The organism is Streptomyces sp. JN8 (assembly GCF_055808075.1).
The window spans coordinates 2,409,574-2,433,166 of the sequence record NZ_CM147852.1; the positions used below are offsets into that span (position 1 = coordinate 2,409,574).

General features: G+C 73.5%; 23 protein-coding genes. 10 read left to right on the forward strand and 13 right to left on the reverse strand.

What is annotated here, in order from left to right; genetic code table 11:
• Window positions 1-125 precede the first annotated feature (125 nt).
• From ACY0MR_RS10245 to ACY0MR_RS10285, 9 genes are all read right to left on the reverse strand, one after another.
• Window positions 126-926 carry an aspartate/glutamate racemase family protein gene (locus ACY0MR_RS10245; RefSeq protein WP_361860440.1) on the reverse strand — a complete coding sequence of 267 codons (801 nt, stop codon included), beginning with the start codon at window positions 924-926 and terminating at the stop codon, window positions 126-128.
• Entirely contained in the window at window positions 895-2,151 is a 1,257-nt protein-coding gene (locus tag ACY0MR_RS10250) for an FAD-dependent oxidoreductase (RefSeq protein ID WP_473560416.1), read from the reverse strand. The genes ACY0MR_RS10245 and ACY0MR_RS10250 overlap by 32 nt, the downstream gene beginning before the upstream one ends.
• Window positions 2,148-2,951, reverse strand: coding sequence for a maleate cis-trans isomerase family protein (locus ACY0MR_RS10255; RefSeq protein WP_473560418.1), 804 nt, complete (start codon window positions 2,949-2,951; stop codon window positions 2,148-2,150). Before ACY0MR_RS10255 ends, ACY0MR_RS10250 begins: the two co-directional genes overlap by 4 nt.
• Before the next feature lie 277 nt (window positions 2,952-3,228).
• Window positions 3,229-3,648, reverse strand: a complete 420-nt coding sequence (locus ACY0MR_RS10260) for a tautomerase family protein (protein WP_388806895.1) — start codon at window positions 3,646-3,648, stop codon at window positions 3,229-3,231.
• Between the two features lie 102 nt (window positions 3,649-3,750).
• Window positions 3,751-4,365 carry a LuxR C-terminal-related transcriptional regulator gene (locus tag ACY0MR_RS10265; RefSeq protein ID WP_388806897.1) on the reverse strand — a complete coding sequence of 205 codons (615 nt, stop codon included), beginning with the start codon at window positions 4,363-4,365 and terminating at the stop codon, window positions 3,751-3,753.
• Between the two features lie 106 nt (window positions 4,366-4,471).
• On the reverse strand, window positions 4,472-5,401 hold the full coding sequence (locus ACY0MR_RS10270; RefSeq protein WP_404081645.1) for a DMT family transporter: 930 nt from the start codon (window positions 5,399-5,401) through the stop codon (window positions 4,472-4,474).
• A gap of 218 nt (window positions 5,402-5,619) precedes the next feature.
• Window positions 5,620-6,633 carry a LysR family transcriptional regulator gene (locus ACY0MR_RS10275; RefSeq protein ID WP_404081642.1) on the reverse strand — a complete coding sequence of 338 codons (1,014 nt, stop codon included), beginning with the start codon at window positions 6,631-6,633 and terminating at the stop codon, window positions 5,620-5,622.
• A 32-nt stretch (window positions 6,634-6,665) separates the two neighbouring features.
• Window positions 6,666-7,583 carry a TIGR03619 family F420-dependent LLM class oxidoreductase gene (locus ACY0MR_RS10280; RefSeq protein ID WP_361853586.1) on the reverse strand — a complete coding sequence of 306 codons (918 nt, stop codon included), beginning with the start codon at window positions 7,581-7,583 and terminating at the stop codon, window positions 6,666-6,668.
• Window positions 7,580-8,902 carry an MFS transporter gene (locus ACY0MR_RS10285; RefSeq protein WP_473560423.1) on the reverse strand — a complete coding sequence of 441 codons (1,323 nt, stop codon included), beginning with the start codon at window positions 8,900-8,902 and terminating at the stop codon, window positions 7,580-7,582. The genes ACY0MR_RS10280 and ACY0MR_RS10285 overlap by 4 nt, the downstream gene beginning before the upstream one ends.
• 196 nt (window positions 8,903-9,098) lie before the next feature.
• Here ACY0MR_RS10285 and ACY0MR_RS10290 point away from each other — a divergent pair, with 196 nt between their 5' ends.
• Both ACY0MR_RS10290 and ACY0MR_RS10295 read left to right on the forward strand, forming a co-directional pair.
• Window positions 9,099-10,757 carry a glutamate--tRNA ligase gene (locus ACY0MR_RS10290; protein WP_473560425.1) on the forward strand — a complete coding sequence of 553 codons (1,659 nt, stop codon included), beginning with the start codon at window positions 9,099-9,101 and terminating at the stop codon, window positions 10,755-10,757.
• A gap of 999 nt (window positions 10,758-11,756) precedes the next feature.
• Window positions 11,757-12,755: a TAXI family TRAP transporter solute-binding subunit gene (locus tag ACY0MR_RS10295; protein WP_361853594.1), complete on the forward strand. Its 999-nt coding sequence runs from the start codon at window positions 11,757-11,759 to the stop codon at window positions 12,753-12,755.
• On the opposite strand, the gene ACY0MR_RS10300 is transcribed toward ACY0MR_RS10295, so the two are convergent.
• Together ACY0MR_RS10300 and ACY0MR_RS10305 are read right to left on the reverse strand one after the other, a co-directional pair.
• Entirely contained in the window at window positions 12,734-14,170 is a 1,437-nt protein-coding gene (locus tag ACY0MR_RS10300) for a sensor histidine kinase (protein ID WP_451060197.1), read from the reverse strand. The two genes, ACY0MR_RS10295 and ACY0MR_RS10300, sit on opposite strands and share 22 nt — an antisense overlap.
• 18 nt (window positions 14,171-14,188) lie before the next feature.
• The gene (locus tag ACY0MR_RS10305) at window positions 14,189-14,902 is read right to left on the reverse strand and encodes a response regulator transcription factor (protein WP_388806910.1); all 714 of its coding nucleotides are present in this window, start codon (window positions 14,900-14,902) and stop codon (window positions 14,189-14,191) included.
• A gap of 295 nt (window positions 14,903-15,197) precedes the next feature.
• Between ACY0MR_RS10305 and ACY0MR_RS10310 the strand changes: the two genes are divergently transcribed.
• The 8 genes from ACY0MR_RS10310 (at window position 15,198) to ACY0MR_RS10345 (ending at window position 21,741) form a co-directional block, all read left to right on the forward strand.
• A complete protein-coding gene (locus ACY0MR_RS10310) occupies window positions 15,198-15,995 on the forward strand; it encodes an amino acid ABC transporter ATP-binding protein (protein WP_388806912.1) in 798 nt (265 codons plus the stop codon).
• Between the two features lie 54 nt (window positions 15,996-16,049).
• Window positions 16,050-16,871, forward strand: coding sequence for a glutamate ABC transporter substrate-binding protein (locus tag ACY0MR_RS10315; RefSeq protein ID WP_148006457.1), 822 nt, complete (start codon window positions 16,050-16,052; stop codon window positions 16,869-16,871).
• Between the two features lie 120 nt (window positions 16,872-16,991).
• On the forward strand, window positions 16,992-17,666 hold the full coding sequence (locus ACY0MR_RS10320) for an amino acid ABC transporter permease (protein ID WP_473560428.1): 675 nt from the start codon (window positions 16,992-16,994) through the stop codon (window positions 17,664-17,666).
• Window positions 17,663-18,553, forward strand: coding sequence for an amino acid ABC transporter permease (locus tag ACY0MR_RS10325; RefSeq protein WP_473560430.1), 891 nt, complete (start codon window positions 17,663-17,665; stop codon window positions 18,551-18,553). The genes ACY0MR_RS10320 and ACY0MR_RS10325 overlap by 4 nt, the downstream gene beginning before the upstream one ends.
• 192 nt (window positions 18,554-18,745) lie before the next feature.
• Complete coding sequence (locus ACY0MR_RS10330; RefSeq protein ID WP_473560431.1) at window positions 18,746-20,524, forward strand: FAD-dependent monooxygenase; 1,779 nt, start codon at window positions 18,746-18,748, stop codon at window positions 20,522-20,524.
• Window positions 20,525-20,571: 47 nt separating this feature from the next.
• A complete protein-coding gene (locus tag ACY0MR_RS10335) occupies window positions 20,572-20,643 on the forward strand; it encodes a putative leader peptide (protein ID WP_309544753.1) in 72 nt (23 codons plus the stop codon).
• A gap of 103 nt (window positions 20,644-20,746) precedes the next feature.
• Window positions 20,747-21,325, forward strand: a complete 579-nt coding sequence (locus tag ACY0MR_RS10340; RefSeq protein WP_388806918.1) for a cupin domain-containing protein — start codon at window positions 20,747-20,749, stop codon at window positions 21,323-21,325.
• Entirely contained in the window at window positions 21,322-21,741 is a 420-nt protein-coding gene (locus tag ACY0MR_RS10345; RefSeq protein ID WP_473560434.1) for a rhodanese-like domain-containing protein, read from the forward strand. Before ACY0MR_RS10340 ends, ACY0MR_RS10345 begins: the two co-directional genes overlap by 4 nt.
• A 44-nt stretch (window positions 21,742-21,785) precedes the next feature.
• On the opposite strand, the gene recX is transcribed toward ACY0MR_RS10345, so the two are convergent.
• Together recX and recA are read right to left on the reverse strand one after the other, a co-directional pair.
• Complete coding sequence (gene recX, locus ACY0MR_RS10350) at window positions 21,786-22,352, reverse strand: recombination regulator RecX (protein WP_328942221.1); 567 nt, start codon at window positions 22,350-22,352, stop codon at window positions 21,786-21,788.
• A 4-nt stretch (window positions 22,353-22,356) separates the two neighbouring features.
• Window positions 22,357-23,487 carry a recombinase RecA gene (recA, locus tag ACY0MR_RS10355; protein ID WP_361853621.1) on the reverse strand — a complete coding sequence of 377 codons (1,131 nt, stop codon included), beginning with the start codon at window positions 23,485-23,487 and terminating at the stop codon, window positions 22,357-22,359.
• Window positions 23,488-23,593: the final 106 nt, after the last annotated feature.

Below are 23,593 nucleotides of genomic sequence, written 5' to 3' on the forward strand. Positions count from 1 at the left end.
GTGCGGAGGCGGAGCGGGGTGCCGAGACGGGGTGCGGGGCGCGGACGGCGCGCGGCGGGTGTGCGGGGGCGCGGGGGCGGCGGACAGGGCGGCGCCGGACACGGCCGCGGGGGACACGGCATCTCCTAGAGCGCCTCGCCGAGGAACACCTGCTCCAGGTGCTTGGCGACGGGCTCGTCCGGGCGGCTGAACCAGTAGCCGTGACCGCTGCGCTGGAAGAGCTTGAGCTCTCCGAGCTGGACGAGGGTCTCGGCGAGCTTGACCGCGAGTCCGGCGGGGTCGACGACGGGCAGGCCGTGGAGTTCGTGGATGCCGAGGTGCCAGAGGATCTCGTTGGGGATGCCCTCGGCGGGGATGATGACCTCGGCCCCGGCCCGTGCGGCGCGTTCGGCGGCCGCCGAGTACACCTCGACGAACTGGTCGAAGTCCCCTTCGAGGGAGCGGTGGACGGAGTCCCAGCCGCCGGGGACGACCTCGTAGGAGCTGAGCGAGGACTCCAGGCGGTACTGCCGGATGTTGGCCCTGATGGGCTCCTCCAGGGGCGGCATGAAGCCGAGGACGCCGAAGCGCTGGCCGGTGAGCGCCGAGAGGAAGAAGGCCGTCTCGCCGTAGCCGAGGGTGGGGATGGAGGCGAGGTGGCGGGCGTCGCGCAGGCCGGGGTCCTGGCCGGCGGCGATCACCCAGGCGTCGTAGCCCTCCCGCTCCGCGACCAGCGCGGACTCGGAGAAGTGGCGGCTGAAGAGGACCTGGGCGGAGTGGTGGCCGACGAGGCCGAAGGGCGTGGCGTCGGGGTAGGTGTCGGCCGGCAGGGTCTTGATGTCGACGACGGTGCCGGGTGCGGCGATCGCGTCGAGGTGCTCGCGGTACCACTGGTCGAGCAGCGGCAGGCGTCCCTCAACGGTGTGCTTGTGAAACCAGATCCGCATGTGCGTCACCTTTCAGTGGTCGTGGTGCGACATCGAGAAGTGAGGCCTTGAGCAGGTAGTCGACGGCCGACCGGGGATCGGCCGCGGTGCGCCTCATCGCGGCGAGGCGGGCGGGGAGTTCGGCCGGGCTGTCCAGTCCCGCGGTACGGGCCTCGCTGCGGGGCAGGACCGCGGTCTCGACGACCGAACGGCGGTGTTCGAGGGCCGCGTCGAGAGCCGCCGCGCCCGGGGCGTCGCCCCGCAGGACGGCGGCGAGGGCGCGGGCCGTCTCCACGGCGTCGTGGATGCCGCAGTTCATGTTGAGACCGCCGGCGGTCGACGTCAGATGGGCGGCGTCCCCGGCGAACAGCACCCGGCCGGCCCGGTAGCGGGGCAGCAGGAAGCGGGCGAGCCGGTAGGTGTGCGCCTCGGCGATCCGTACGGACCTCCCGGCGGCGCCGGGCAGGGCCTGCTCGACCCGGTCCCGGACGGCCTCCGGTGCGAGCACGGCCTCCCGGTCGGTCCCGCGCGGGATCCGGAAGATCAGCCGCCAGTGGTCGGGCATCCCCAGGGCGCTGAACGAGGCCCGGCCGTCGCGGACGTAGCTCAGCGGGGCGAGCCCGGGGACCAGCTCGTCGAGCGGTGTCCCGGTGACGACGCGGAGCGCGTAGTCGGGGTACTCCCGGGCGGTGCCGGGCAGCCCGGCGAGCTCGCGCAGCCGGCTGCGGCTGCCGTCGGCCGCCAGGACGTAGGAGTGGCGGGTGACGGTGACCCGCCCCGTCGTGTCCTCGGCGCGCACCCGCACCTCGTCGGCGCCGTCGACGGTCTCGGCCCCGGTGACGGTGGTGCCGAACCGCACCTCGGCGAGTCCGGTGGCCGCCAGTTCGGCGAGCAGCAGCGGGGTGAGCCGGGCCTGTTCGACGTGGAGCCGGTACGGGTGGCCGGTGTGTCCGGCGAGCACCGCGTAGTCCAGTTCGGCGTGGACGTGGCCGTCCAGGTCGCGCCATTGGACCCGGTCGACGGTACGGCCCTGGCGGCGCAGCGCGGCGGCGACGCCGAGCTCGTCGAGGAGGTCGAGGGTGGAGGGGTGGAAGGTGGACGCGCGGGACTCGGTGGCCAGCGACGTCCGGGACTCCAGGAGCGTGACGCGGACGCCGGTCCGGGCGAGGACGAGGGCGGCGGTGAGGCCCACGGGCCCGGCACCGACGACCGCGACGGGGGCCGGGGAGGGGCGGGCGCCGCTCACGGCACGGCCACGGCGGCGGCACCGGCCACGGCGCCGCGCCCCGCGCCCGGGGCGGCCGGACCCGTTCCGGTCCGCTCGGCGAGCCGCCGCAGCAGCGGGTGGGCGTCCGGGCCGCCGGCGGGCAGGCCGAGCGCGTCCCGGGCCCACCAGGCGCTCGCCAGGTTGGAGGTGAGGAGGGTGCGCCCGCTGTCCCGGCCGAGTGCGGCGAGCGCGTCGAAGGTGAACATGCCGGTGCCGGTGAACAGCAGCGCTGCGTCCTCCGGGAGTTCGGCCGCCCGGACCTGGGCGACCAGCTCCTCGGTGGTCACGTCGTACGGGGAGAAGCGGTCGCCGGCCCGGATCTTGACCACCCGGTCGACCGTGAGACCGGCCGACTCCCAGTACGCCTGGGAGAGTTCGGTGAGCCAGGGCTCGTACGGCGAGACGAGGACGAGCCGCTCGGCGCCGACGGCCCGCGCCGTGTCGAGGATGGCGAGCGCCGCCGACCGGACGGGCGCTCCCACCTGCTCGGAGAGCTCGGCGCAGAGGGCCCGGTCGCCCTCGGGGGTCAGGAGGTAGTGCGATCCGGTGCAGGAGACGACGGCCGCGTCGAGGCGCAGTCCGCCGAAACTCCCCAGGACGTCGGGGAGTACGTCGTTGTACGTGTCGAGCCGGCCGCGGAGGTCCTTTCCGGGAAGGACCGGGAAGCGTGCCGTGTGGACGTTGAACGCGGGGCTGACGAGGCCGCCGATCTCGGGTTCGGCCGCGGCGTTTCCCGAAGGAACCACCACACCGAGTCGCGGCGCCGAATGCAGAGCCATGAACGAGTCACTCCCATCCGTCGGTGCCATTGACATCACCGTACGAGCGGGGCGCATCGCACATCGATACGGGATTCCGCACCCGTGGCCGGATTCGTCGCCCGGGTCCGGAGTGCCGCGACGCGAAAAGCCGCGGCGCCGCACCGTGAATACGGTGCGGCGCCGCGGCAGTCGGAATACCAGGGTGCCCAGAAATGCTTCGGAGCCTGGAATGCTTCGGAGCCTGGAATGGTCCGGCGTCCGGAATGGTCCGGCGTCCGGAATGCGGAAGCGGAATTCAGTTCGCCCGGGCTGCCTCGGCGACGAATTCGTCGATCTTCGCCCGCCGGGTCAGTCCGCCGTTCACGGCCCAGTTCCCCTCCGGGATCTCGTTCACGACGAGCCAGACGACGGTGTCGGGCCCGGTCGCCTCCTGGACGTGCCGGGTGACCTCTGCCGAGAGGGCCTCGTTGCGCTCGGGGGTGAGGAAGCCCTCCAGGGGCGTGACCACGACGAGGACCCCCGGTGCGGTGCCGGCGCCCGTGGCGGCGAACCCCTTGGCCGCCTCCCGGACGTACACCCAGGTGGCCGCGGCGAAGAAGTCGGTGCGGGGCAGCTCCATGGCGGTCAGCACGGAGTCGGCGACCTGCTGCTGCAGGACCTCCGCGGCGGCCTCGGACAGGGTGCCCACGGGAACGGTGATCTCGACGAGCGGCATGGCGAACTCCCCCAGGTGGATGGGTGCGGGATCGGGAAGAAGCGGGTCCCGGGCGGGGACCGGGCCCCGGGACGGGGCCGGCGGTGCACGGCGGCGCGGCGGTCAGCAGGCCAGCGCGGCCTCGAAACGGTCGATCGCGGCGGCGAGCTGGGCGCGCCGGCGGATGTCGAGCTTGCGGTAGATCCGGGTGATGTGGAGCTCCACGGCCCGGGTCGACACCGTGAACGACTCGGCGATCTGCTTGTTGGTCAGGCCGTCGAGCATCATCGTGGCGATGCGCCGCTCGTGGGCGGTCAGTTCCTCACGGACGGCGGCATCCTCGCGTACGGCGGCCACCACGCGGGCGGCCGGCGGGGCGGGCGTCGCGACGCCCCCGCGTATTCGCTCATGGGTCCCGGCGCCCCCGGTGGACCGTTCGAGACCGGCGAGCACCACGTGCCCCATGACCGCGTTCCATTCGCGGACCCGTAACTCTCCGACGACCTGAGCCTGGGCGTAGGGATCGGCGTACAGGACCCGTAAGAGGGTTCCCCGGTCCCTGGCCTCGCAGACCAGGAGTTCCCCGGTACCGTCCCGCCAGGGGCCGCCGCCGAGCAGGATGCCGCGGGCGGCCATCCTTTTCCAATAGGTCCGGTGAGCCTCTCCGAAACTCAGCCGGTCCGTCTCATCACCACGGAAAACGAGTTCGACCACAAAAGCCACGTACGACTCCCCCATAAAAGGCCGGGTGTTTCCACTCGTGACGCTACCACCCCTCACCCGCCCCATGAATGAACACAATGTTGCGGGCGGCGGCCAGGCATTTCCGGAGGGAATCGGGCGGCTAATCCGCCGCGGCGGGGGCCGGTACGGGGGCGGCCTCGGTAGCCGGTTCGGGCGCCGGCCGCGGCTTGCGGCGGAGCAGCCCGGTGGCCGCGAGGACCGCGACGGCCCCGACCCAGACGGTCCAGCCGAGGGGCTCGTCGAGGACGAGGGCGCCCAGGACGACGGCGACGGCGGTCATCAGATAGGTGACCGTGGAGGCCACGGTGGGACCGTCCTTGATGATCAGCTCGAAGTTGAGCAGGGCGGCGAAGCCGGTGCAGACCACGCCGAGGACGAGGACGGAGATCACCGAGTCGGTGCGCCAGGTGACGGCCTGGAGTCCCAGGAAGGGGAAGGCGATCAGCAGCAGGATCGTGGCGGCGCCGAGCTGGCCGCCCGCGAGCATCAGCGGCGGAATGCCCCTGCCCACCAGGTACTTGCCCATGTACGCGAAGCTGGCTCCGAAGCTGATGGAGCCGAGGACGAAGCAGAGGATGCTCCAACCGGTGCCGGCGGACGAGGAGTTCCATGGGGAGGCGATGAGCGCGGTGCCCCCGAGGCCGAGGAGCACGCCGCCGGCCTTGAAACCGGAGACCCGCTTCTCCTGGCCGAGCAGGAGCGCGGCGGCCAGGGTCCAGATCGGCGCGCTGCCGTTGACGACCGCGGCGACGCTGCTCGACCCCTCGATCTCCCCCTCGGCGTAGAGGGTCCACGGGATGGCGTTGCCGAGGAGCGCGGCGACGGTCAGATGACCCCACGTGGCGGCTTCCCTGGGGAGCCGGAGGCCCCGGGCGTAGCCGATGGCGAGGATCACGACGGCTCCGAGGGCGAGCCGGATCAGCACCATCTGGACGGGCGAGAAGCCGTATCCGGCGATCTTGATCCAGAGGAAGACGGAGCCCCAGATGAGGCTCAGTGCGGCCAGCCGTGTGTAGGTGGCTTTGGACATGGGTGTTCCCGCTCTCCGAAGGCAGACAGGGCTCGGCAAGGAGTTGGAAAGGAAGGGTGGGGAGGACGCGCGGAGCGCTCCGCGGTACGGGATCGAGCCTCGCACCGGCGGTCGGGCGGGTCCAGCAACGGCTCGTGGACGGTACCGTCCACGAGCCGTGGCGAATCGCGTTCCCGCAGGTCGGAGCGGGTACGTCAGGTGCCGCTCGCGGTGTGCGCTCAGCCGGCGACGGCCGCCCTTGCGGCCGTCCGCAGCGCGTCGAGGACCGCGGCGATCTCCGGGGAGGTCTGGCTCCCCTCCCGTACGGCGGCGAAGACCGTCCGCGAGGGCGCCCGCTCGGTGAACGGGCGGATCGTCACCTCGGGCCGCTGGACCGGCTTGGCGAGGCGGGGCACCAGCGCGACCCCGAGGCCGAGCCGCACCGCCGCGAGCGTGGCGTCCCAGTCGCCGATGGCGTGGGAGGCCTGCGGGGTGAACCCGGCCGCCGTACACGCGGCGACCCCGATGTCGTGGCAGAGGCCGGTGGTGGCGAAGATCCAGGTCTCGTCGGCCAGGTCCGCGAGGAGCAGCCGTTCGCTGTCGAGGAGCCGGTGACCGGCCGGGAGGGCGATGTCGAAGGGGTCGTCGCAGAGGACGACCCGGTGGAAGCGCCCGTCCGAGCCGCCGTCGCGCGCGCCGCCGTCCCGTCCGCCGTCGGCCGGTCCGCCGTCGGGCCCGTCGGGGTGTCCGTACCCGCTCCCCGCGGTCCCCGGCACCGGGAGCGGCGAGGGCCGCGTGGTGTCCGCGGAGATGACGACGTCCGTCTCCCCCCGCTGGAGCAGCGAGAAGCTCTCCGGCGGGTCGACCTCGGCCAGCGAGGTCCGCAGCAGCGGCCGGGTCTCCCGCAGCCGGGCCACCGCGGGCAGGATGAGCGCCGACAGGGTGGTGGAGAAGCCGGCGACGCCCACCTCGCCCCGCTCGCCGCTCTGGTGGGCGGCGAGCTCCGCGCGCATCTGCTCGACCTGCCGGAAGACGGCGTCGGCGTGCCGGAGGACGATCCGCGCGGCCCCGGTGAGCCGCAGCCGTCGCCCGGACGGCTCGGTGAGCTGGACCCCCAGCTCGCGTCCCAGCGCGCTGATCTGCTGCGAGACGGCCTGGGGGGTGAGGTGCAGGGCCTGGGCGGCCGCGCTGACGGTGCCGCGCTCGCTGAGTTCCCTCAGCACCCGCAGCTTCCGCAGGTCCGGATCGGTCATGTCGCGCGCCCCCTCCCGCTGCCGCCGTTCGGTCATCGTACGCAGCCGGCGTCCACGTCGATGACCTCCTTGACCAGTGCCTCCAGGACGTCGAGGTCCCGGGCGGTGCGGCCCGCCTCGCGCCGGTCGCCCGGGTAGGTGGGGTCGAGGACGACCGCGCGGGCGCCGAGGTCCTGGAGGAGTCCGAGATCGTCGGCGATCTGCGCCGCCGTGCCCTCGCCGAGCAGGCGGCCGGGGCCCAGCGGCCGCGGGGTGACGCGGAGTTTGATCCGGGGGCAGAGGTCGGGGACGGGCCGCTCGTGCTCCTCGGCGACCTGGCGGAGCGCCGGCAGGCCGACGCCCAGGAGCCAGTCGCCGGAGACGGAGGTGGGGTGCCAGGCGTCGCCGAGCCGGACGGCCCGGCGGAGCGCGCCGTAGCTGTGGCCGCCGACCCAGACCGGCGGACCGGGCCGCTGCACGGGCAGCGGACCGGTGTGCACCTCGCGGAAGGAGACGTGGGCGCCGTCGAACGAGGCCACCTCGGAGGCCCAGCAGGCCTTGATGGCGGCGAGGTACTCGTCGCTGATCGCCCCCCGCTTGCGGTACGGGACGTCGAGGACGGCGAACTCCCGGGCGGCCCAGCCGGCGGCGGCGCCGAAGACGAGCCGGCCGTTGCTGAACCGGTCGATGTTGGCGGCGACGCGGGCCGTGTGCACGGGATGCCGGTACGGGAGGATCGCCACCGTGGTCCCGAGCCCGACGGTCCGGGTGACGCCGGCGAGCCACGCGAGGGTCGCGAAGGGGTCGTAGAACGGGGCGGGGAAGAGGTGCTGCACGTCGGGGGTGAGCGCGACGTGGTCGGAGAGCATCGCGTAGTGGTAGCCCATCGACTCGACCCGCAGCGCCCAGTCGGCGAGGGCGTCGGGGGTGGCCTCGGGGCCGTAGTTGGGCAGATTGACGCCGAACTTCATGGCGTGTTCCTTTCCAGGGCCTCGGTCGCGGTCGCACCACCCGCGGCTCCGGTCCCGTTGCTGTCACGGTGGTCGGTCGCGGTGCCGCGCCCGTCGGCCCCGGCGTCGCGCGGGGCCGTCCCGGCGTCCCGGCCGTCGGCCCCGGCGCCGGGGGCTCCGGCGGGTCCGGCCGGCACGCGGACCGCGATGAGGTGGAAGAGGACTCCCGCGAGCGCGACCCCGGCGGCGGGGAGCGGGAGCCAGCGGGCGTCGAGCCCGTGGGCGAGGGCGAGGCCGCCGAGGGCGGAGCCGACGGCGCCGCCGAGGTAGGTGGCGGAGCTGTTGAGGCCGACGGCGGCGGCACCGGCCTGCCCTTCGCCCGCTTCGCCCGCGAGCAGCCGGTGCTGCTGGGGGACGACGAAGGCCCAGCCGACCGCCCCCCACACGAGCAGGGGGAGCAGGACGAGGCCGGGGACGGCCCCGGACCACGGGAGCAGGGTCAGGGCGGCGGCGAGGGTGCCGAGCAGGGCGACGGCCAGCAGGGCGGGCCGCCCGGTCCGGTCGACGAGGGTGCCGGCGAGGAGGCTGCCGCAGACCCCGCCGATGCCCCAGACCCAGAGGTACGGCACGGCGTTGTCGACGTCGGCGACCCGGTGCAGGACCGGTTCCAGATAGGTGTAGAGGCCGAGGCTGGCGACGGTCTGGGTGAAGGTGACGGCGACGACCACGGCGACCCGGGGCCGGGCGAGGGCGGCGAACCGGGACCTCAGCGAGGGGGCCGCCGCTCCGCGGACCGGCGGCAGCCCGGCGCCCACCCCGGCGAGCGCGACCGCTCCGAGGCCGGTGATCAGCCACAGGGCGGCGCGCCAGCCCGCGTCGGCCGCCACGAGCAGGCCGAGCGGCACGCCGAGGACCGTACCCGCGCTCATCCCGCCGAGGACCAGGCCGAGGGCGCGTCCGCGGCGCTCGGGCGGCACGAGGGCGACGGCCGCGGTGGCCGCGGCCGGGGTGAACAGACCCGCCGCGGCGCCGGCCAGGGCCCGGGTGCCGAGCAGCCCGGCGTACGAACCGGTCAGCGCGGTACCGGTGTTGGCGAGGACGAAGACCACCAGCGCGGTCACCAGGACGGTACGGGTGCCCCAGCGGGCGAGGACCGCCGAGAAGAGCGGTGCGGCGAGGGCGTAGCAGAGGGTGAAGGCGGTGACGGACTGCCCGGCGAGGGAGACGGACACCCCCAGGTCGGCGCCTATGTCCGGGAGCAGCCCCGCCATCGCGTAGGCGTCGGTCCCCATGGCGAAGGAGCCCAGCGCCAGCAGGGCCACCGCACGCGTACCGCCCATCACGTCCCTTTCGGTTCCACGTCCGCCCGTGTCGTACGGAGCGGCCCTCCGGACGCTACTGACCGTGCGCGCCGGGCGGGGCCCGCAGCACCGAAGTGGGTTCGGGGTTCCGCAGCCTCGCGCCCCCGCTCCCCTGGAATCGGCCGGTCACCGGCCTACGGTGGATCGATCGAGGAACCCCCGGAGGGAGTCCACCGTGCTCGACCTGTCCGTCATCAACGCGATGTTCCCGCCCGATCTCCCGGAACCGGCCGACTGGGAGCGCCGCTTCCCGGCGCGCGCCCTGCCGGAGGGCGCCGAGGTGACGCGCTTCGCCCCGAGCCCCACCGGGCACCTGCACATCGGCGGCCTCTACACGGCGGCCGTCGCGCGCGCCCTGGCCCACCAGTCGGGCGGCGTGCACGTCCTGCGCGTCGAGGACACCGACCGGTCGCGCCAAGTGGCGGGGGCCGCCGAGGAGTTCTCCCGGCTGCTCGCGGCCTTCGGGCTCGCGCCCGACGAGGGCGGGGTCGCCGGTGACGGGGAGTGGGGACCCTACCTCCAGTCGGAACGCCGGGACGTCTACCTGAGCCAGGTGCGCGAACTGCTGCGGCGGGACCGGGCGTACCCGTGCTTCTGCGACAAGGACCGGCTGGCCCGCAGCGCGGAGGAGCAGCGCGCGGGCCGCTCCCCCATCGGCTACTACGGCCGGTGGGCGCCGTGCCGGACGCTGCCCCCGGAGGAGGCGGCGCGGCGGCTGTCGGCCGGCGAACCGTACGTCGTGCGGTTCCGCTGCCCGTACGAGTTCCCCGGTCGGGTCCGGTTCACGGACCGGATCCGCGCGGGGGTCACCATGCAGGACAACGGCAACGACATCGTGCTGCTGAAGTCCTCGCAGGAGGAACTCCCGTTGCCCACCTACCACTTGGCCCACGTGGTGGACGACCACCTCATGCGGGTCTCGCTGGTGGTGCGCGGCGAGGAGTGGCTGTCCTCGACGCCGTTGCACCTCCAGCTCCACGCGGCGCTGGGCTTCGATCAGCCCGCGTACGCGCACCTGGCGCCGCTGATGAAGGCCGAGGGGCCCTCGCGGCGCAAGCTCAGCAAGCGCAAGGACCCCGAGGCGTCGGTGGACTACTACCTGTCCGCCGGGTATCCGCCGGCGGCCGTCCAGCACTACCTGCGGGGGCTGGCCAACATCCGGCTCATGGACGTGCCCACGGCCGAGGCGCTCGCCGCCCCGGTCCGGCTCGACGGCATGCGCCCCTCCGGGCCGCTGCTGGACCTCCCCAAACTGCACTCCCTGAGCCGGGAGTTCATCGCCTCGCTGAGCCCCGACGCGCTGTACGGACAACTGCTCGCCTGGGCGGAGGAGTACGACCCGGAGCTCGGATCCGTCCTGGCCGGGCAGCGGGGGCAGGCCCTGGCCGCCCTGGCGGCGGGCCGACCCGAGGGGGCGCCCGCCCGCAAGGACCTGGACCGCTGGTCCTGCTTCCGGGACCGCTACGGCTTCTTCTTCGCGGAGCTCTTCGGTGCGCCCCCGGCCGCCGACGACGACCGCTACGGCGGCCTGGCCCCGGAGCTCGTGCGCCGGATCGCCGCCGACTTCGCCGCCGGGCCGGCACGGGAGGGGGCCGCCGCGACCGCGGAGGCCTGGTACGGCGCGCTCCGCGAGCTGGCGGAGCGGCACGGGCACGCCCCGGACACGGCCTCCTGGCGCCGGGACCCCGGCCGCTGGGCGGGCCCGCCGCGGGTGGTCGCGAACGTGGTGCGGGTCGCGCTGACCGGCGCCACCCGCAGTCCCGACCTGTTCGCCGTGGCCCGGGCCCTGGGCCCGGCCGAGGTGCTGCGCCGCCTCACCGCCGTGGCGGGGTGAGACGCGGGCGGCACCCGCCGGCACGGTCCGGTGCGCCGCCCGCCGGTCCCCCGGCCCGGGCGGGCCGGACCGTAGGGGCCGCGCGTCGCGGTGGGCGGGGCGGGGGCGGGGAGTGGGCGTCGGCGGCCGGTGGGCGGCGCGCCGGCACCGTCGGTGCGGTCATGGGAACTCCCTGGGACAGGGGTGGCTCGGCGGGGGACGCCAGGGGCGGGTTCGTGGCTCGGCGGGGGACGCCAGGGGCGGGCCGGGGACTGCCCTCAAGATCACCGAGCGCATCCAGACGCTAGCCCGCGGGGCGTCGGCGCCCCGGCAGGACACACGGTGCGGCGCGCGTCCCGGAGGCCGCTCACCACTTCGGCGGAGCGCACGGGGGACGGCGCCGGGGACCGCCCGGACACCGCCGGACCACCCGGACACGGCCGGACCGCCGCACGGCGCCGGGGACCACCCGGACACGGCCCGGACCACCCGGACCGCCGCACGGCGCCGGGGACCCGGACACCGCCCGGACCACCCGGACCGCCGCACGGCGCCGGGGACCACCCGGACACGGCCGGACCGCCGCACGGCGACGGGGCCCGGCCTCCGCGGCCCGCCTGTCCCGGGCCCGGCCCGGGGGCCGGCCGTCGGGGGGATGTGGTGGCAGGGTGGCATCCCTCACGGAGCCCCCGACACCGACGGACGCCGCAGGCCCGACCGGGCCCGCGTCGGACACCATCCGCATCCGCAGCGCCCGCCGCGCCAGAGACCCCACACGCCGTACCCGGCACGGAGGCCTGCCCTCGCCGCACCCGGCACGCAAGGCCCGCCCCGCCGCAGCGGGCCAGGAGGCCCGTCTCCGCCGCACCCCGCACGCAGGCCCGTCCCCACCACACCTGGCCCGGATCCCGCGGGCCCTCCCGACCCCGTCCGCCCCACCCGGCCCCACCGCCCCACCCCGGCCGACCTCACGCAATCGATCCTGGCCAGACACGCCCACCGCCTGGCAGGATCGCCAGCATGTTCGCCTCCCTCACCCGCGCCGCCCGCCGCCGTGTCCTCACGGGCGCGGTCGCGCTGCTCGCGGTGTGCGGAGTGCTGGTGTGGTGGCTGGTCCCCTTCGGCTCGCCCGTGCCGAGCGGCTCCCTCACCTTCAGCACGGGAGTGCCCACCGGCGTGTACCAACGGTACGGGGCGCTGCTCAAGCAGGCCCTGGCGCAGGACATGCCCGAGGTCTCGATAACCCTCACCGACAGCGAGGGCTCCCAGCAGAACCTGTCCCGGGTGGCCTCGGGCAAGGCCGACTTCACCATCGCGACGGCCGACGCCGTCGCCCAGTACCAGCGGGAGCGCCGGCCCGGCTTCGAGCGGCTGCGCGGCTGCGCGCGCCTCTACGACGACTACGTCCAGCTCGTCGTGCGGAAGGGCTCCGACCTGCAGACCGTGCGGGACCTGCGCGGCCTCAAGGTGGGCGTCGGCCAGGACGGCTCCGGCGTGCGGCTGATCGCCGACCGGGTGCTCGCCGCCGCCGGCCTGACCCCCGACCGGGACGTCGAGGCGTACTCCCTGGGCATCAACACGATGCCCGGGCTCCTGGAGCGGGGCGAGCTCGACGCCTTCTTCTGGTCGGGCGGTCTGCCGACCCAGGCCGTGCAGACCCTCGCCGAGAACTACGAGATCCGGCTGCTCCCCCTGGACGGGGCGCTGGTCGACCGGCTCCACGACGTGGGCGGGTCGACCCGCCACTACCGGTCCGCGGTGATCCCGGCCGACTCGTACGCCAAGGCGCAGGACGGCCACGAGATCGAGACCCTGGCGGTGGCGAACCTCCTGGTCACCACGGTGGACGCCGACGCGGACCTGGTGGAGGGCTTCACCCGGACGGTGATCAGGAGCAGGGACCGGATCGGCAGCCAGGTGCACCCGGCCCAGCTGGTGGACCTGCGGACCGCCGTCTACACCGAGCCGCTGACCCTCCACGAGGGCGCCCGCCGCTACTACCGCTCGGTGAAGCCCTGACCCTCGCGGTCACCCTTCGCCGCCGGCTGGTTCCGCGGCACGGTCACCGTCACGCGCAGCCCGTGGGGCTCGTTCGGGGCGAAGGCGATGCCGCCGCCGCCCGCCGTGAGCAGGACGCGGGTGATCGAGAGGCCGAGGCCCGAGCCCTTGACGTTCTGGTGGCGGCCCGCGCGCCAGAAGCGGTCGCCGACGCGGTCCAGCTCCTCGTCCGTGAGGCCGGGGCCGTGGTCGGCCACGACGACGGCGACCTCGTCCCCGCCGGGCACCGGCTCCGCCGTGACGGTGACCTCCTGCCCGGCCGGGGTGAACTTCACCGCGTTGTCGATCACCGCGTCCAGGGCGCTGGAGAGGGCCACCGGGTCCGCCCAGGCGGTGACCGGCCCGCAGGCGCCGACGAGCGCGACGCCCTTGTCGTCGGCGACCGGCCGCCAGGACGCGACCCGCTCGGCGGCGAGCGCGCCGACGTCGACGAGCTGCAGCTCGGCCGCCGTGTGCTCGGCGAGCGCGAGGTCGAGGAGGTCGTCGAGGACCTGCGAGAGGCGCTTGCCCTCGGTCCGTACGGAGGCGATCTCCTCGTTCCCCTCGGGGAGCTCCATGGCGAGCAGTTCGATCCGCAGCAGGAGTGCCGCGAGCGGGTTGCGCAGCTGGTGGGAGGCGTCGGCGACGAACGCCCGCTGCTGTTCGAGCGCCTCCTCGACGTTGTCGGCCATCTCGTTGAAGGACAGCGCGAGGCGGCGGAGCTCGGGCGGGCCGCCGGTCGCCGCGACCCGGGAGTTCATCCGGCCGGTGGCGATGTCGTGGGTGACGGAGTCGAGGACGCGGACGGGCCGCAGGACCCAGCCGGTGAGCCGGAAGGCGGCGCCGACGGCGACCAGCATGGCCAGGGACTCGCCGGCGAAGATCAGCAGCCAGCCGCGCAGGATGCGGAGCCGGAGCTGGCCGGTCGGCGAGTCGGTGACGACGACCGCGACGACGTCGCCGTCGCGGACGACCGGTGAGGCGATGATCAGCCGGGCGTGGGCCTGCCAGGGCCACACCTGGGGCGGGTCGTGGCTGCGGCGGCCGAGCAGCGACTCGTTGAAGGCGCGGCGGCCCTCCCCTTCGTAGGGGACCACCCAGTCCTCGGGGGCGGCGGCCATGGACCGGTTGTTGCGGTAGAAGATCCCGGCCCGGATGTCGTACACGTCGTGGTAGCTGGCGAGTTCGCCGCCGAGCGTGGTGCGGCGCTCGTCGGTGCCGGGGCTGGTCTCGCTGACGAACTGGGCGAGCGCGGCGAACCGGGCGGCGTCGTCCAGGCGGTCGACGACGACCCGCTGCTGCTCGGAGGCGGCGAGGCTGGCGGCGAGCGGGAAGCCGAGGGCCAGCAGGACGCCGGCCATCAGCACGATGAGCAGCGGGAGGAGGCGGGTGCGCACGGAGGGGCCGTCCGGCGGTTACGCGGCGGGGGCGACCAGGCGGTAGCCCACGCCCCGTACGGTCTCGATCAGGGTGGGCATCCGGAGCTTGGAGCGCAGGGAGGCGACGTGCACCTCCAGGGTGCGGCCGGTCCCCTCCCAACTGGTGCGCCAGACCTCGCTGATGATCTGCTCGCGGCGGAAGACGACGCCGGGCCGCTGCGCGAGGAGGGCCAGCAGGTCGAACTCCTTGCGGGTGAGGGGCACGCTCTCGCCGTCGACGCTGACGCGGCGGGTGGGCAGCTCGATGGTGACGGAGCCGAGCCGCAGCCTGGTCCCGTCGGCGGGTGCGCCGCCTCCCGTCGTCTCCTCCGCGCCGGCGTTGCGCCGGCTGACGGCGTGGATGCGGGCGAGGAGCTCACCGGGGTCGTAGGGCTTGACGACGTAGTCGTCGGCGCCGAGGTTCAGCCCGTGGATCCGGGAGCGCACGTCGCCGCGCGCGGTCACCATGATCACCGGAGTGGCGGTGAGCTTCCGGATGCGGCCGCAGACCTGGTAGCCGTCCTGGTCGGGCAGGCCGAGGTCCAGCAGGATCACGCCGTACGTGGGGCGCTCGCCCTGGGCCGTGGGGAGCACGGCCTGGAGCGCCTCCTCGCCGTTGCGGGCGTGGGTCACCGTGAAGCCGTGCTTGGCGAGGATCGCGGAGAGGGCGGCGGCGACGTGGTCGTCGTCCTCGACGAGCAGCAGTCGCATACGTGCCTCCTCCGTGGGGATCTCCGTGGCCGCGCCGGTCGCGGTCCTGATAGCGGCTCTCTGTGTACCAGGTGGTACCAAGGCATGAACACCGATGTCCGGTGTCACAGTCAAGTGTCCCCCTGTGACGGCGGCGTTTCCGTTATGCAGCCGGTACGGCCCCGGCTGTCCCGTTCACACACTGTGTCCGGTTGCGGCCGGATCGTTATCCTCAATTTCCGCTCAGATGTGATGACGGTCATCACATCGGGTCTCTAGTGTCCTCCCCAACCGAGGAGGACGGAGCTAGAGCCCGATGAGCGGAGAGTCAGTGTCCAAGTCCGTGCCCAGGGGGCCCGAGGACACCCCGCGCCCCGCGGACGACCTGGTCGTACTGTCCGGCGTGAACAAGCACTTCGGCGCGCTGCATGTCCTCCAGGACATCGATCTGACGATCAGCCGCGGCGAGGTCGTGGTCGTCATCGGACCCTCCGGGTCCGGCAAGTCGACGCTGTGCCGCACGATCAACCGGCTGGAGAGCGTCGACTCCGGCACCATCACCATCGACGGCAAGCCGCTGCCGGCGGAGGGCAAGGAGCTCGCGCGCCTGCGTTCCGACGTCGGCATGGTCTTCCAGTCGTTCAACCTCTTCGCGCACAAGACGGTGCTCGAGAACGTGATGCTGGGCCAGATCAAGGTCCGGAAGACGGAGAAGAAGGCCGCCGAGGAGAAGGCCCGCGCCCTGCTCGACAGGGTCGGCGTCGGCACCCAGGCGGACAAGTACCCGGCGCAGCTCTCCGGCGGCCAGCAGCAGCGCGTGGCGATCGCCCGCGCGCTCGCGATGGACCCGAAGGTCATGCTGTTCGACGAGCCGACGTCCGCGCTGGACCCCGAGATGATCAACGAGGTCCTGGAGGTCATGCAGCAACTGGCCCGGGACGGGATGACGATGGTCGTCGTGACCCACGAGATGGGCTTCGCGCGCTCCGCCGCCAACCGGGTCGTCTTCATGGCGGACGGCCGCATCGTCGAGCAGGCGACGCCCGAGGAGTTCTTCAGCAACCCGCGCAGTGACCGGGCGAAGGACTTCCTCTCCAAGATCCTTCACCACTGAGCGAGTTCGGGCCTATCCTTCCCAACTCACTTCTAGACCAAGGGACATTCCTCGATGAAGCTTCGTCGCACCCCTGCCGCCGCCGCGGCCGCCGTCGTCCTCGCGCTGACCGCCACCGCCTGTGGCACCGGATCGGACTCGGGCAGCAACGGTGACAAGATCACTATCGGCATCAAGTTCGACCAGCCGGGCCTCGGTCTGAAGACCCCGGACGGCACGTACGCCGGTTTCGACGTCGACGTCGCCAAGTACGTCGCCAAGGAGCTGGGCTTCGCCGAGGACAAGATCGAATGGAAGCAGGCGCCGAGCGCCGAGCGCGAGAACCTGATCAAGAACGGTGACGTGAAGTTCGTCGTCGCCAGCTACTCGATCAACGAGAAGCGCCTCAAGGAGGTCGACTTCGCCGGTCCGTACTTCGTGACCCACCAGGACCTGCTGGTGCGCGCCGACGACTCCTCGATCACCAAGGCCGAGGATCTCAACACCAAGAGGCTCTGCTCGGTCACCGGCTCGACCTCCGCGCAGAACGTCAAGGAGAAGCTCGCCCCCAAGGCCGACCTCCAGCAGCTCGGCGGCTACTCCGAGTGCCTGACCGGCCTGGAGAACAAGCGTGTCGACGCCCTGACCACGGACGCCTCCATCCTCGCGGGCTACGCCTCGCAGAAGGAGCACCAGGGCAAGTTCAAGCTCGCCGGCCTCTCCCTGAGCGACGAGAACTACGGCATCGGCCTCAAGAAGGGCGACTCCGACCTCAAGGGCAAGATCAACAAGGCCCTGGAGAAGATGGTCTCCGACGGCACCTGGGACAAGCTCGTCAAGCAGAACTTCGGCCCCTCGGGCTACAAGAACGACCCCGCGCCGAAGATCACCGGCTGAACCACCCTGCCCGGTCCGTGACGGCCGCCCCGCTCGACGGCGGCCGTCACCCCGGCACCGGCCGCTGCCCACGCAGCGGCCTCCACACCGACCGACCACCAGGGGAGAGCGCGGGGCATCGTGTTCGACTTTCTTGATTCCGGGCAGTACGACCTGCTCGGCGCCTTCTGGGTGACGGCGAAGCTCGCCCTCTACTCGGCGATCGGCTCCCTGATCTGGGGCACCGCCCTCGCCACCATGCGAGTCAGCCCGGTACCCCTCATGCGGGGCTTCGGCACCACGTACGTGAACCTCGTCCGGAACACCCCGCTGACCGTCGTCCTCGTGGCCTGCTCGTTCGGCCTCGACCAGACGCTCAACATCACGCTCGGCGCGGACCGCTCCGAGGACATCGGCTTCCGGCTGGCGGTCCTCGGACTCGTCGCCTACACCGGCACCTTCGTCTGCGAGGCGCTGCGCTCGGGCATCAACACCGTGCCGGCCGGGCAGGCCGAGGCCGCCCGTGCGCTGGGGATGAACTTCTTCCAGGTCCTGACCCTGGTGGTCCTCCCCCAGGCGTTCCGCGCGGCGGTGACCCCGCTCGCCAACGTCCTCATCGCCCTCACGAAGAACACCACCGTGGCGGCGGCCATCGGCGCGGCGGAAGCGGCCCTCCTCATGCGGGAGATGATCGAGAACGAGGCAGACGCGCTCTTCGCCGTCTTCGCCGTCTTCGCCTTCGGCTTCATCGTTCTCACCCTTCCGGCCGGCCTGTTCTTCGGCTGGGCGGCCAAGCGACTGGCGGTGAAGCGATGAGTTCCGTCCTGTACGACACCCCCGGGCCGCGGGCCAAGCGGCGCAACCTGCTCTTTACGATCGGGTTCCTCGCGGTCCTCGTCCTGGTGGCCTGGTGGGTCCTCGTGGCCCTCAACGACAAGAACCAGCTGGCCGCCGACAAGTGGAGTCCGTTCGTCACCGACTCCCGGGTCTGGACGACGTATCTGCTGCCCGGTCTGACCGAGACCCTCAAGGCGGCCGGCCTCGCGATCCTGATCGCGCTGCCGCTCGGGGCCCTCCTCGGCATCGGCCGACTCTCCGACCACCGCTGGGTGCGGGTCCCCGTCGGTGCCGTCGTGGAGTTCTTCCGCGCCATCCCGGTGCTGATCCTGATGGTGTTCGCGGCCTCCCTCTACCGGGAGTTCACGACCATCAGCTCCGACTTCCGCCCGCTGTACGCGGTCGTCACCGGCCTCGTGCTCTACAACGCCTCGGTGATCGCCGAGATCGTCCGCGCCGGTGTGCTCTCGCTGCCCCGCGGCCAGGGCGACGCGGCCGAGGCACTCGGCATGCGCAAGGGCCAGACCATGATGTACGTCCTGCTCCCGCAGGCCGTCACCGTCATGCTCCCCGCCCTGGTCAGCCAGCTCGTCGTGATCGTCAAGGACACGGCGCTCGGCGGCGCGCTGCTCGGCTTCGCGGAGCTGCTCAGCCAGAACCGGCAGATCACCGCCAACTACGGCGCCAACACGATCGCCACCTTCACCGTCATCGCGCTGATCTACATCGCCATCAACGCGATCATCACCGCCCTCGCGGGACGCCTGGAGAAGCGCCTGCGGCAGGGCAAGAAGTCCGCCGGGCCGGCCATCCCCGCGCAGGGCGGACCCGCCGAGGTGAAGAGCGACGCCATCAGCGGCGCCTGACCCCTCGGGGGTCCGCGGAGCAACAGGGGTGGGCCGGAGCGGCACTGACTTCAGGTCAGCCGCACCGCGCCCACCCCGTCGCTTGACGCAAGCACCCTCAGTGGGTTGCATACGGTCTGTGATCAAGCACCGGGCTCGTGCCACACTCGTATGTGCTGCCCCCATGACCGTCCGGCCTTCAGGAGCCGCGCCGTGGACCCGGTGATCATCGTGGGCGCGGGGCCGGTCGGCCTCGCGCTCTCCCTCGCGCTCGCCGCGCAGGGCGTGCCCAGCATCGTCCTCGACGAGGGCTCGGGCAAGGACGAACCACGCCCCGCCCGCAGCGTCGTGCTGCGCGCCGACACGGCCGCGATGGTCGAGCGGCTCGGCTGCACCACCCTCCGTGACGAGGGGGTCCGCTGGGTCGGCTGGCGCGGCATGCGCCGCCGGCAGGTGGTCCGCGCGCTCACCCTCGACCACGGACTCGGCGGCACGGAGGAGTGGTCCGAGGACCCCGCCGCGCCGTCCGCCCCCGCCGCGCCGCTGCACATCCCCCAGCACGCCCTGGCGCGCGGGCTGCGCGACGCGATCGGACACCAGAAGCTGATCCGGCTCGTCACCGAGGCCCGGCTCGACACCATCGAGCAGGACCGGGACGGCGTGGTCGCCCACACCCGGGGCCCGGCGGGCACCTGGTGGCGCGGCAGCCACCTCGTGGGCTGCGACGGCGCCCGCTCGACCGTGCGCAAGCTGCTCGGCATCCGCTTCCCGGGCCGTACGGCCGTCGAGCGGCACGCGGTCGCCGCCCTCCGCACCGAACTCCCCTGGCCCGGCGAGGCCCTGCTGCACCGTCAGCCGCCGTGGCGCGGCGCTCCCGAGGAGATCTCCGCCCGCCCGCTGCCCGACGGGGTGTGGCGGATCGACTGGCTGCTGCCGCCCCGGGGCGACCTGGTGACCCCGGACGCGCTCGTCGCCCGGATCCGCGAGACGCTGGCCGGCTGGTGCGACGGCGTGACACCCCCGTACGAGCTCATCGACACCGGCGTCCACACCCTCCACCACCGGCTCGCCCGCCGCTGGCGGGTCGACCGCGTCCTGCTCGCCGGGGACGCGGCGCACCTGCTCGGCGCGGTCGGCACCCAGGGGCTCGACGAGGGGCTGCGGGACGTCGACAACCTCGCCTGGAAGCTGGCCCACACCTGGCACCACGGCGCCTCCGAGCGGCTGCTCGACAGCTACCAGAGCGAGCGGCGGGCGGCCGTCGCCCACCGGCTGCGCGCCGCCGACCAGTCGCTGCCGGTCCTGCGGGGCGGCGGCGGCCTGCGGACGTACCTCCCCGGGGCGGCCCGCGGGCACGACGCGCTGCTCACCGACGGCCATGTGGGGCGCGGTCCGCTGGGCGCGCCCCCGGCGTACCCCCACTCGCCTCTCGCGCCTCCGTACACCGAGGGCCGTACCCCGGTGGGCACGCCGGAGGGGGCGCCGGTCGAGGACGTCCGGGTGACCGCCCCGGACGGCACGACCGTACGGCTCCGGGACCGGCTCGGTCAGGGCCGTCTCCTGGTCCTCCTGGTCGCCCCCGGCACCGGGGTGTGGGACCGGCGGCACTGGCGCGGGGCCGGGGTCATGCCCCGGCTCGAAGAGGCGGTGTCGGACCTGCCGGCGAAGGCGGAGGTCCTGGTCACGGAGGCCTACCCGGGCGCCCCCGCCCACGCCGTCCTGCTGGTGCGGCCCGACGGGCACCTCGCCGCGGCCTTCGCCGGCGTCCATCCCGCGGAGCTGTACGCGGCGGCGGACGCGGTCCGCGGCGGCTCCCCGACCGACGATCCGGCCGCGCCGGAGGACGGCGGGGAGAGCGGGACGGACGCCGGGTCGAGGACCGGGACGAAGGCGGCGGCCCGGGCCGGGACGGGGTCCGGAGCGAAGGCCGCGGCGAAGGTGGGGGCCGCCGGGGCGTCCACGGGGAGTGACCGCTCAGCGGACATCCATTGATTCCGGCAGGCGCACATGGTGTACTCCGGAACGTGACCGACACCGATGTGCGCCTGTGGCGGAGGGTCCATATGGACCTCGTCCGCTACGCGGGCTGCGTGTGTCGCCCGTCCTGCTGATCTCGCCCCTTCCCCGCGCGCGCCCCGCCGCCACCGCCGTACGTCCAGGTACGCCCGTGTGCCGTGCCGCCGCGCGCCCTCAGCGAACCCAGGACGGTCACCCGTGTCCCGACCCGCCCCCGCACACCCCCTGAGCGCCGCCGCCCCTGCCGCCGGCTCCCCGACCGACTCCGCCGCGCCGGCTCCCGGCGCCCCGACGGCGGCCGAACTGCTCGACTTCGTCCGGCGCACCGCGGCGGACCGCGACCTCGTCGACTCCCTGCCGCTCGATCCCGAGGGGCGTACGTGGGTGCGGCTGGAGGGTCCCGGCGGCAGCGAGGCCTGGCTCATCGGCTGGCCGCCCGGAACGGGTACCGGCTGGCACGACCACGCCGAGTCGCAGGGCGCCTTCGCCACCGCGCGCGGCACCCTGACCGAGAACGCGCTGGCGGTCCGCCTGCCGGCGAGCGGCTGGAAGACGCTGGAGCTGGCCGACGGCCTCGACCGCTCCCGCCGGCTGGGCGAGGGCGGTGGCCGCGCCTTCGGCCGCCACCATGTGCACGAGGTGCTCAACGAGTCCCCCGACACCCACGCGGTGTCGGTGCACGCCTACTATCCCCCGCTGCCCCTGATCCGGCGCTTCAGCCGGGCGGGCGCGGTGCTCCGCCTGGAGCAGGTCGAGCGTCCGGAGGACTGGCAGTGAGCGACCACGGCGGCGACGAGCGCATCGGCATCGACGCACTCCTGGAGCGGGTGAGGTCGGGTCTCGACCGGATCGAACCGCGGGCCGCCTACGAGGCCTACGAGACGGGCGAGGCGCTGCTGGTGGACACCCGCTACGCGGCCCTGCGCGAGCGGGACGGTCTGATCCCGGGCGCGCTGGTCGTGGAGCGGAACGAGCTGGAGTGGCGGCTCGACCCGCAGGGCAGCCATCGCGCGCCGGAGGCCACCGGACACGACCTGCTGGTGGTGGTGCTCTGCAACGAGGGCTACGCCTCGTCCCTGGCGGCCGAGTCCCTGCGCCGCCTGGGACTGCACCGGGCGACCGACCTGGTCGGCGGTTTCCAGGCCTGGAAGGCGGCGGGCCTCCCGGTCCTGCTCCCGGCGCCGGCCGGCTGAGCCCCGGCCGGCGCCCGACGCGTCCTTCTGATCTCCCCCGGGGATCAGAAGGACTCGTCGAGCCCGTCCGTGTCCTCGCCCTCGGCCTCCAGCGCCTGGCGGACGACACGGAGGGCCATGCCCTCGGGATAGCCCTTGCGGGCGAGCATCCCGGCGAGCCGTCTCAGGCGCCGGTCGCGGTCGAGACCGCGGGTGGCGCGCAGCTTGCGGGCGACGAGCTCCCGCGCGGTGGCCTCCTCCTGGTCGGAGTCGAGCTGCTCCACCGCCTCCTGGATCAGGGTGGGCTCGACGCCCTTGGTCCGCAGTTCGCGGGCGAGTGCCCGCCGGGCGAGGCCCCGGCCGTGGTGGCGGGACTCCACCCAGGCCCCGGCGAAGGCGGCGTCGTCGATGAGTCCGACGTCCTCGAAGCGGGAGAGGACCTCTTCGGCCACCTCGTCGGGGATCTCCCGCTTGCGCAGGGCGTCGGCGAGCTGCTTGCGCGTGCGGGGGGTCCCGGTGAGCAGGCGCAGGCAGATCGCCCGCGCCCGCTCAGCCGGGTCTTGGGGTGACAGCTCTTTCTCGGCCCTCGACGAGTCGGGGCTGTCACCCGGCCATTCGGTGCGACCGGTCACGGGGTCAGCTCTTGACCGCGGTGGCCTTGGTCGCCTTCGCGGTCTTGGTGGCGGGTGCCGGGACGCTCTTGGCGGCCTCGTCCGTGGCGGCGGCGTCCGCGGCGGGGGCCGCGTCCTTCGCCGCGTCGGCGGCCTCGGGCCGGACGCCCACGCCGAGCTTCTCCTTGATCTTCTTCTCGATCTCGTCGGCGAGGTCGGGGTTGTCCTTGAGGAAGTTGCGGGCGTTCTCCTTGCCCTGGCCGAGCTGGTCGCCCTCGTACGTGTACCAGGCGCCGGCCTTGCGCACGAAGCCGTGCTCCACGCCCATGTCGATCAGGCCGCCCTCGCGGCTGATGCCCTGGCCGTAGAGGATGTCGAACTCGGCCTGCTTGAAGGGCGGCGCGACCTTGTTCTTGACGACCTTGACGCGGGTGCGGTTGCCGACCGCGTCGGTGCCGTCCTTGAGGGTCTCGATCCGGCGGATGTCGAGACGCACCGAGGCGTAGAACTTCAGGGCGCGGCCACCGGTCGTGGTCTCCGGCGAGCCGAACATCACGCCGATCTTCTCGCGGAGCTGGTTGATGAAGATCGCGGTGGTCTTGGACTGGTTGAGCGCGCTGGTGATCTTCCGGAGCGCCTGGCTCATCAGACGGGCCTGGAGGCCGACGTGGGAGTCGCCCATCTCGCCCTCGATCTCCGCGCGCGGGACGAGCGCGGCGACGGAGTCGATGACGATCAGGTCGAGGGCGCCGGAGCGGACCAGCATGTCGACGATCTCGAGGGCCTGCTCGCCGTTGTCCGGCTGGGACAGGATCAGGTTGTCGATGTCGACGCCGAGCTTCCTGGCGTACTCGGGGTCGAGGGCGTGCTCGGCGTCCACGAACGCGACCTGGCCGCCGGCCTTCTGCGCGTTGGCCACCGCGTGCAGGGTCAGGGTCGTCTTGCCGGAGGACTCCGGGCCGTAGACCTCGATGACACGGCCGCGCGGCAGGCCGCCGACGCCGAGGGCGATGTCGAGGGCGGTCGATCCGGTCGGGATCACCTCGATCGGCTCCTGGGTGCGGTCGCCCATGCGCATCACGGCGCCCTTGCCGAATTGGCGTTCAATCTGTGCGAGCGCGGCGTCGAGCGCCTTCTCGCGGTCGGTTCCTGCCATGGGTTCCACCCGGTTTGCTTGAGTCGATCGCTTCATGTGAAAGACGCTAACCCCTGCCACTGACAATGGGCCCCGACGTCCCCTCCGACCTGTGGACAACTCGGCG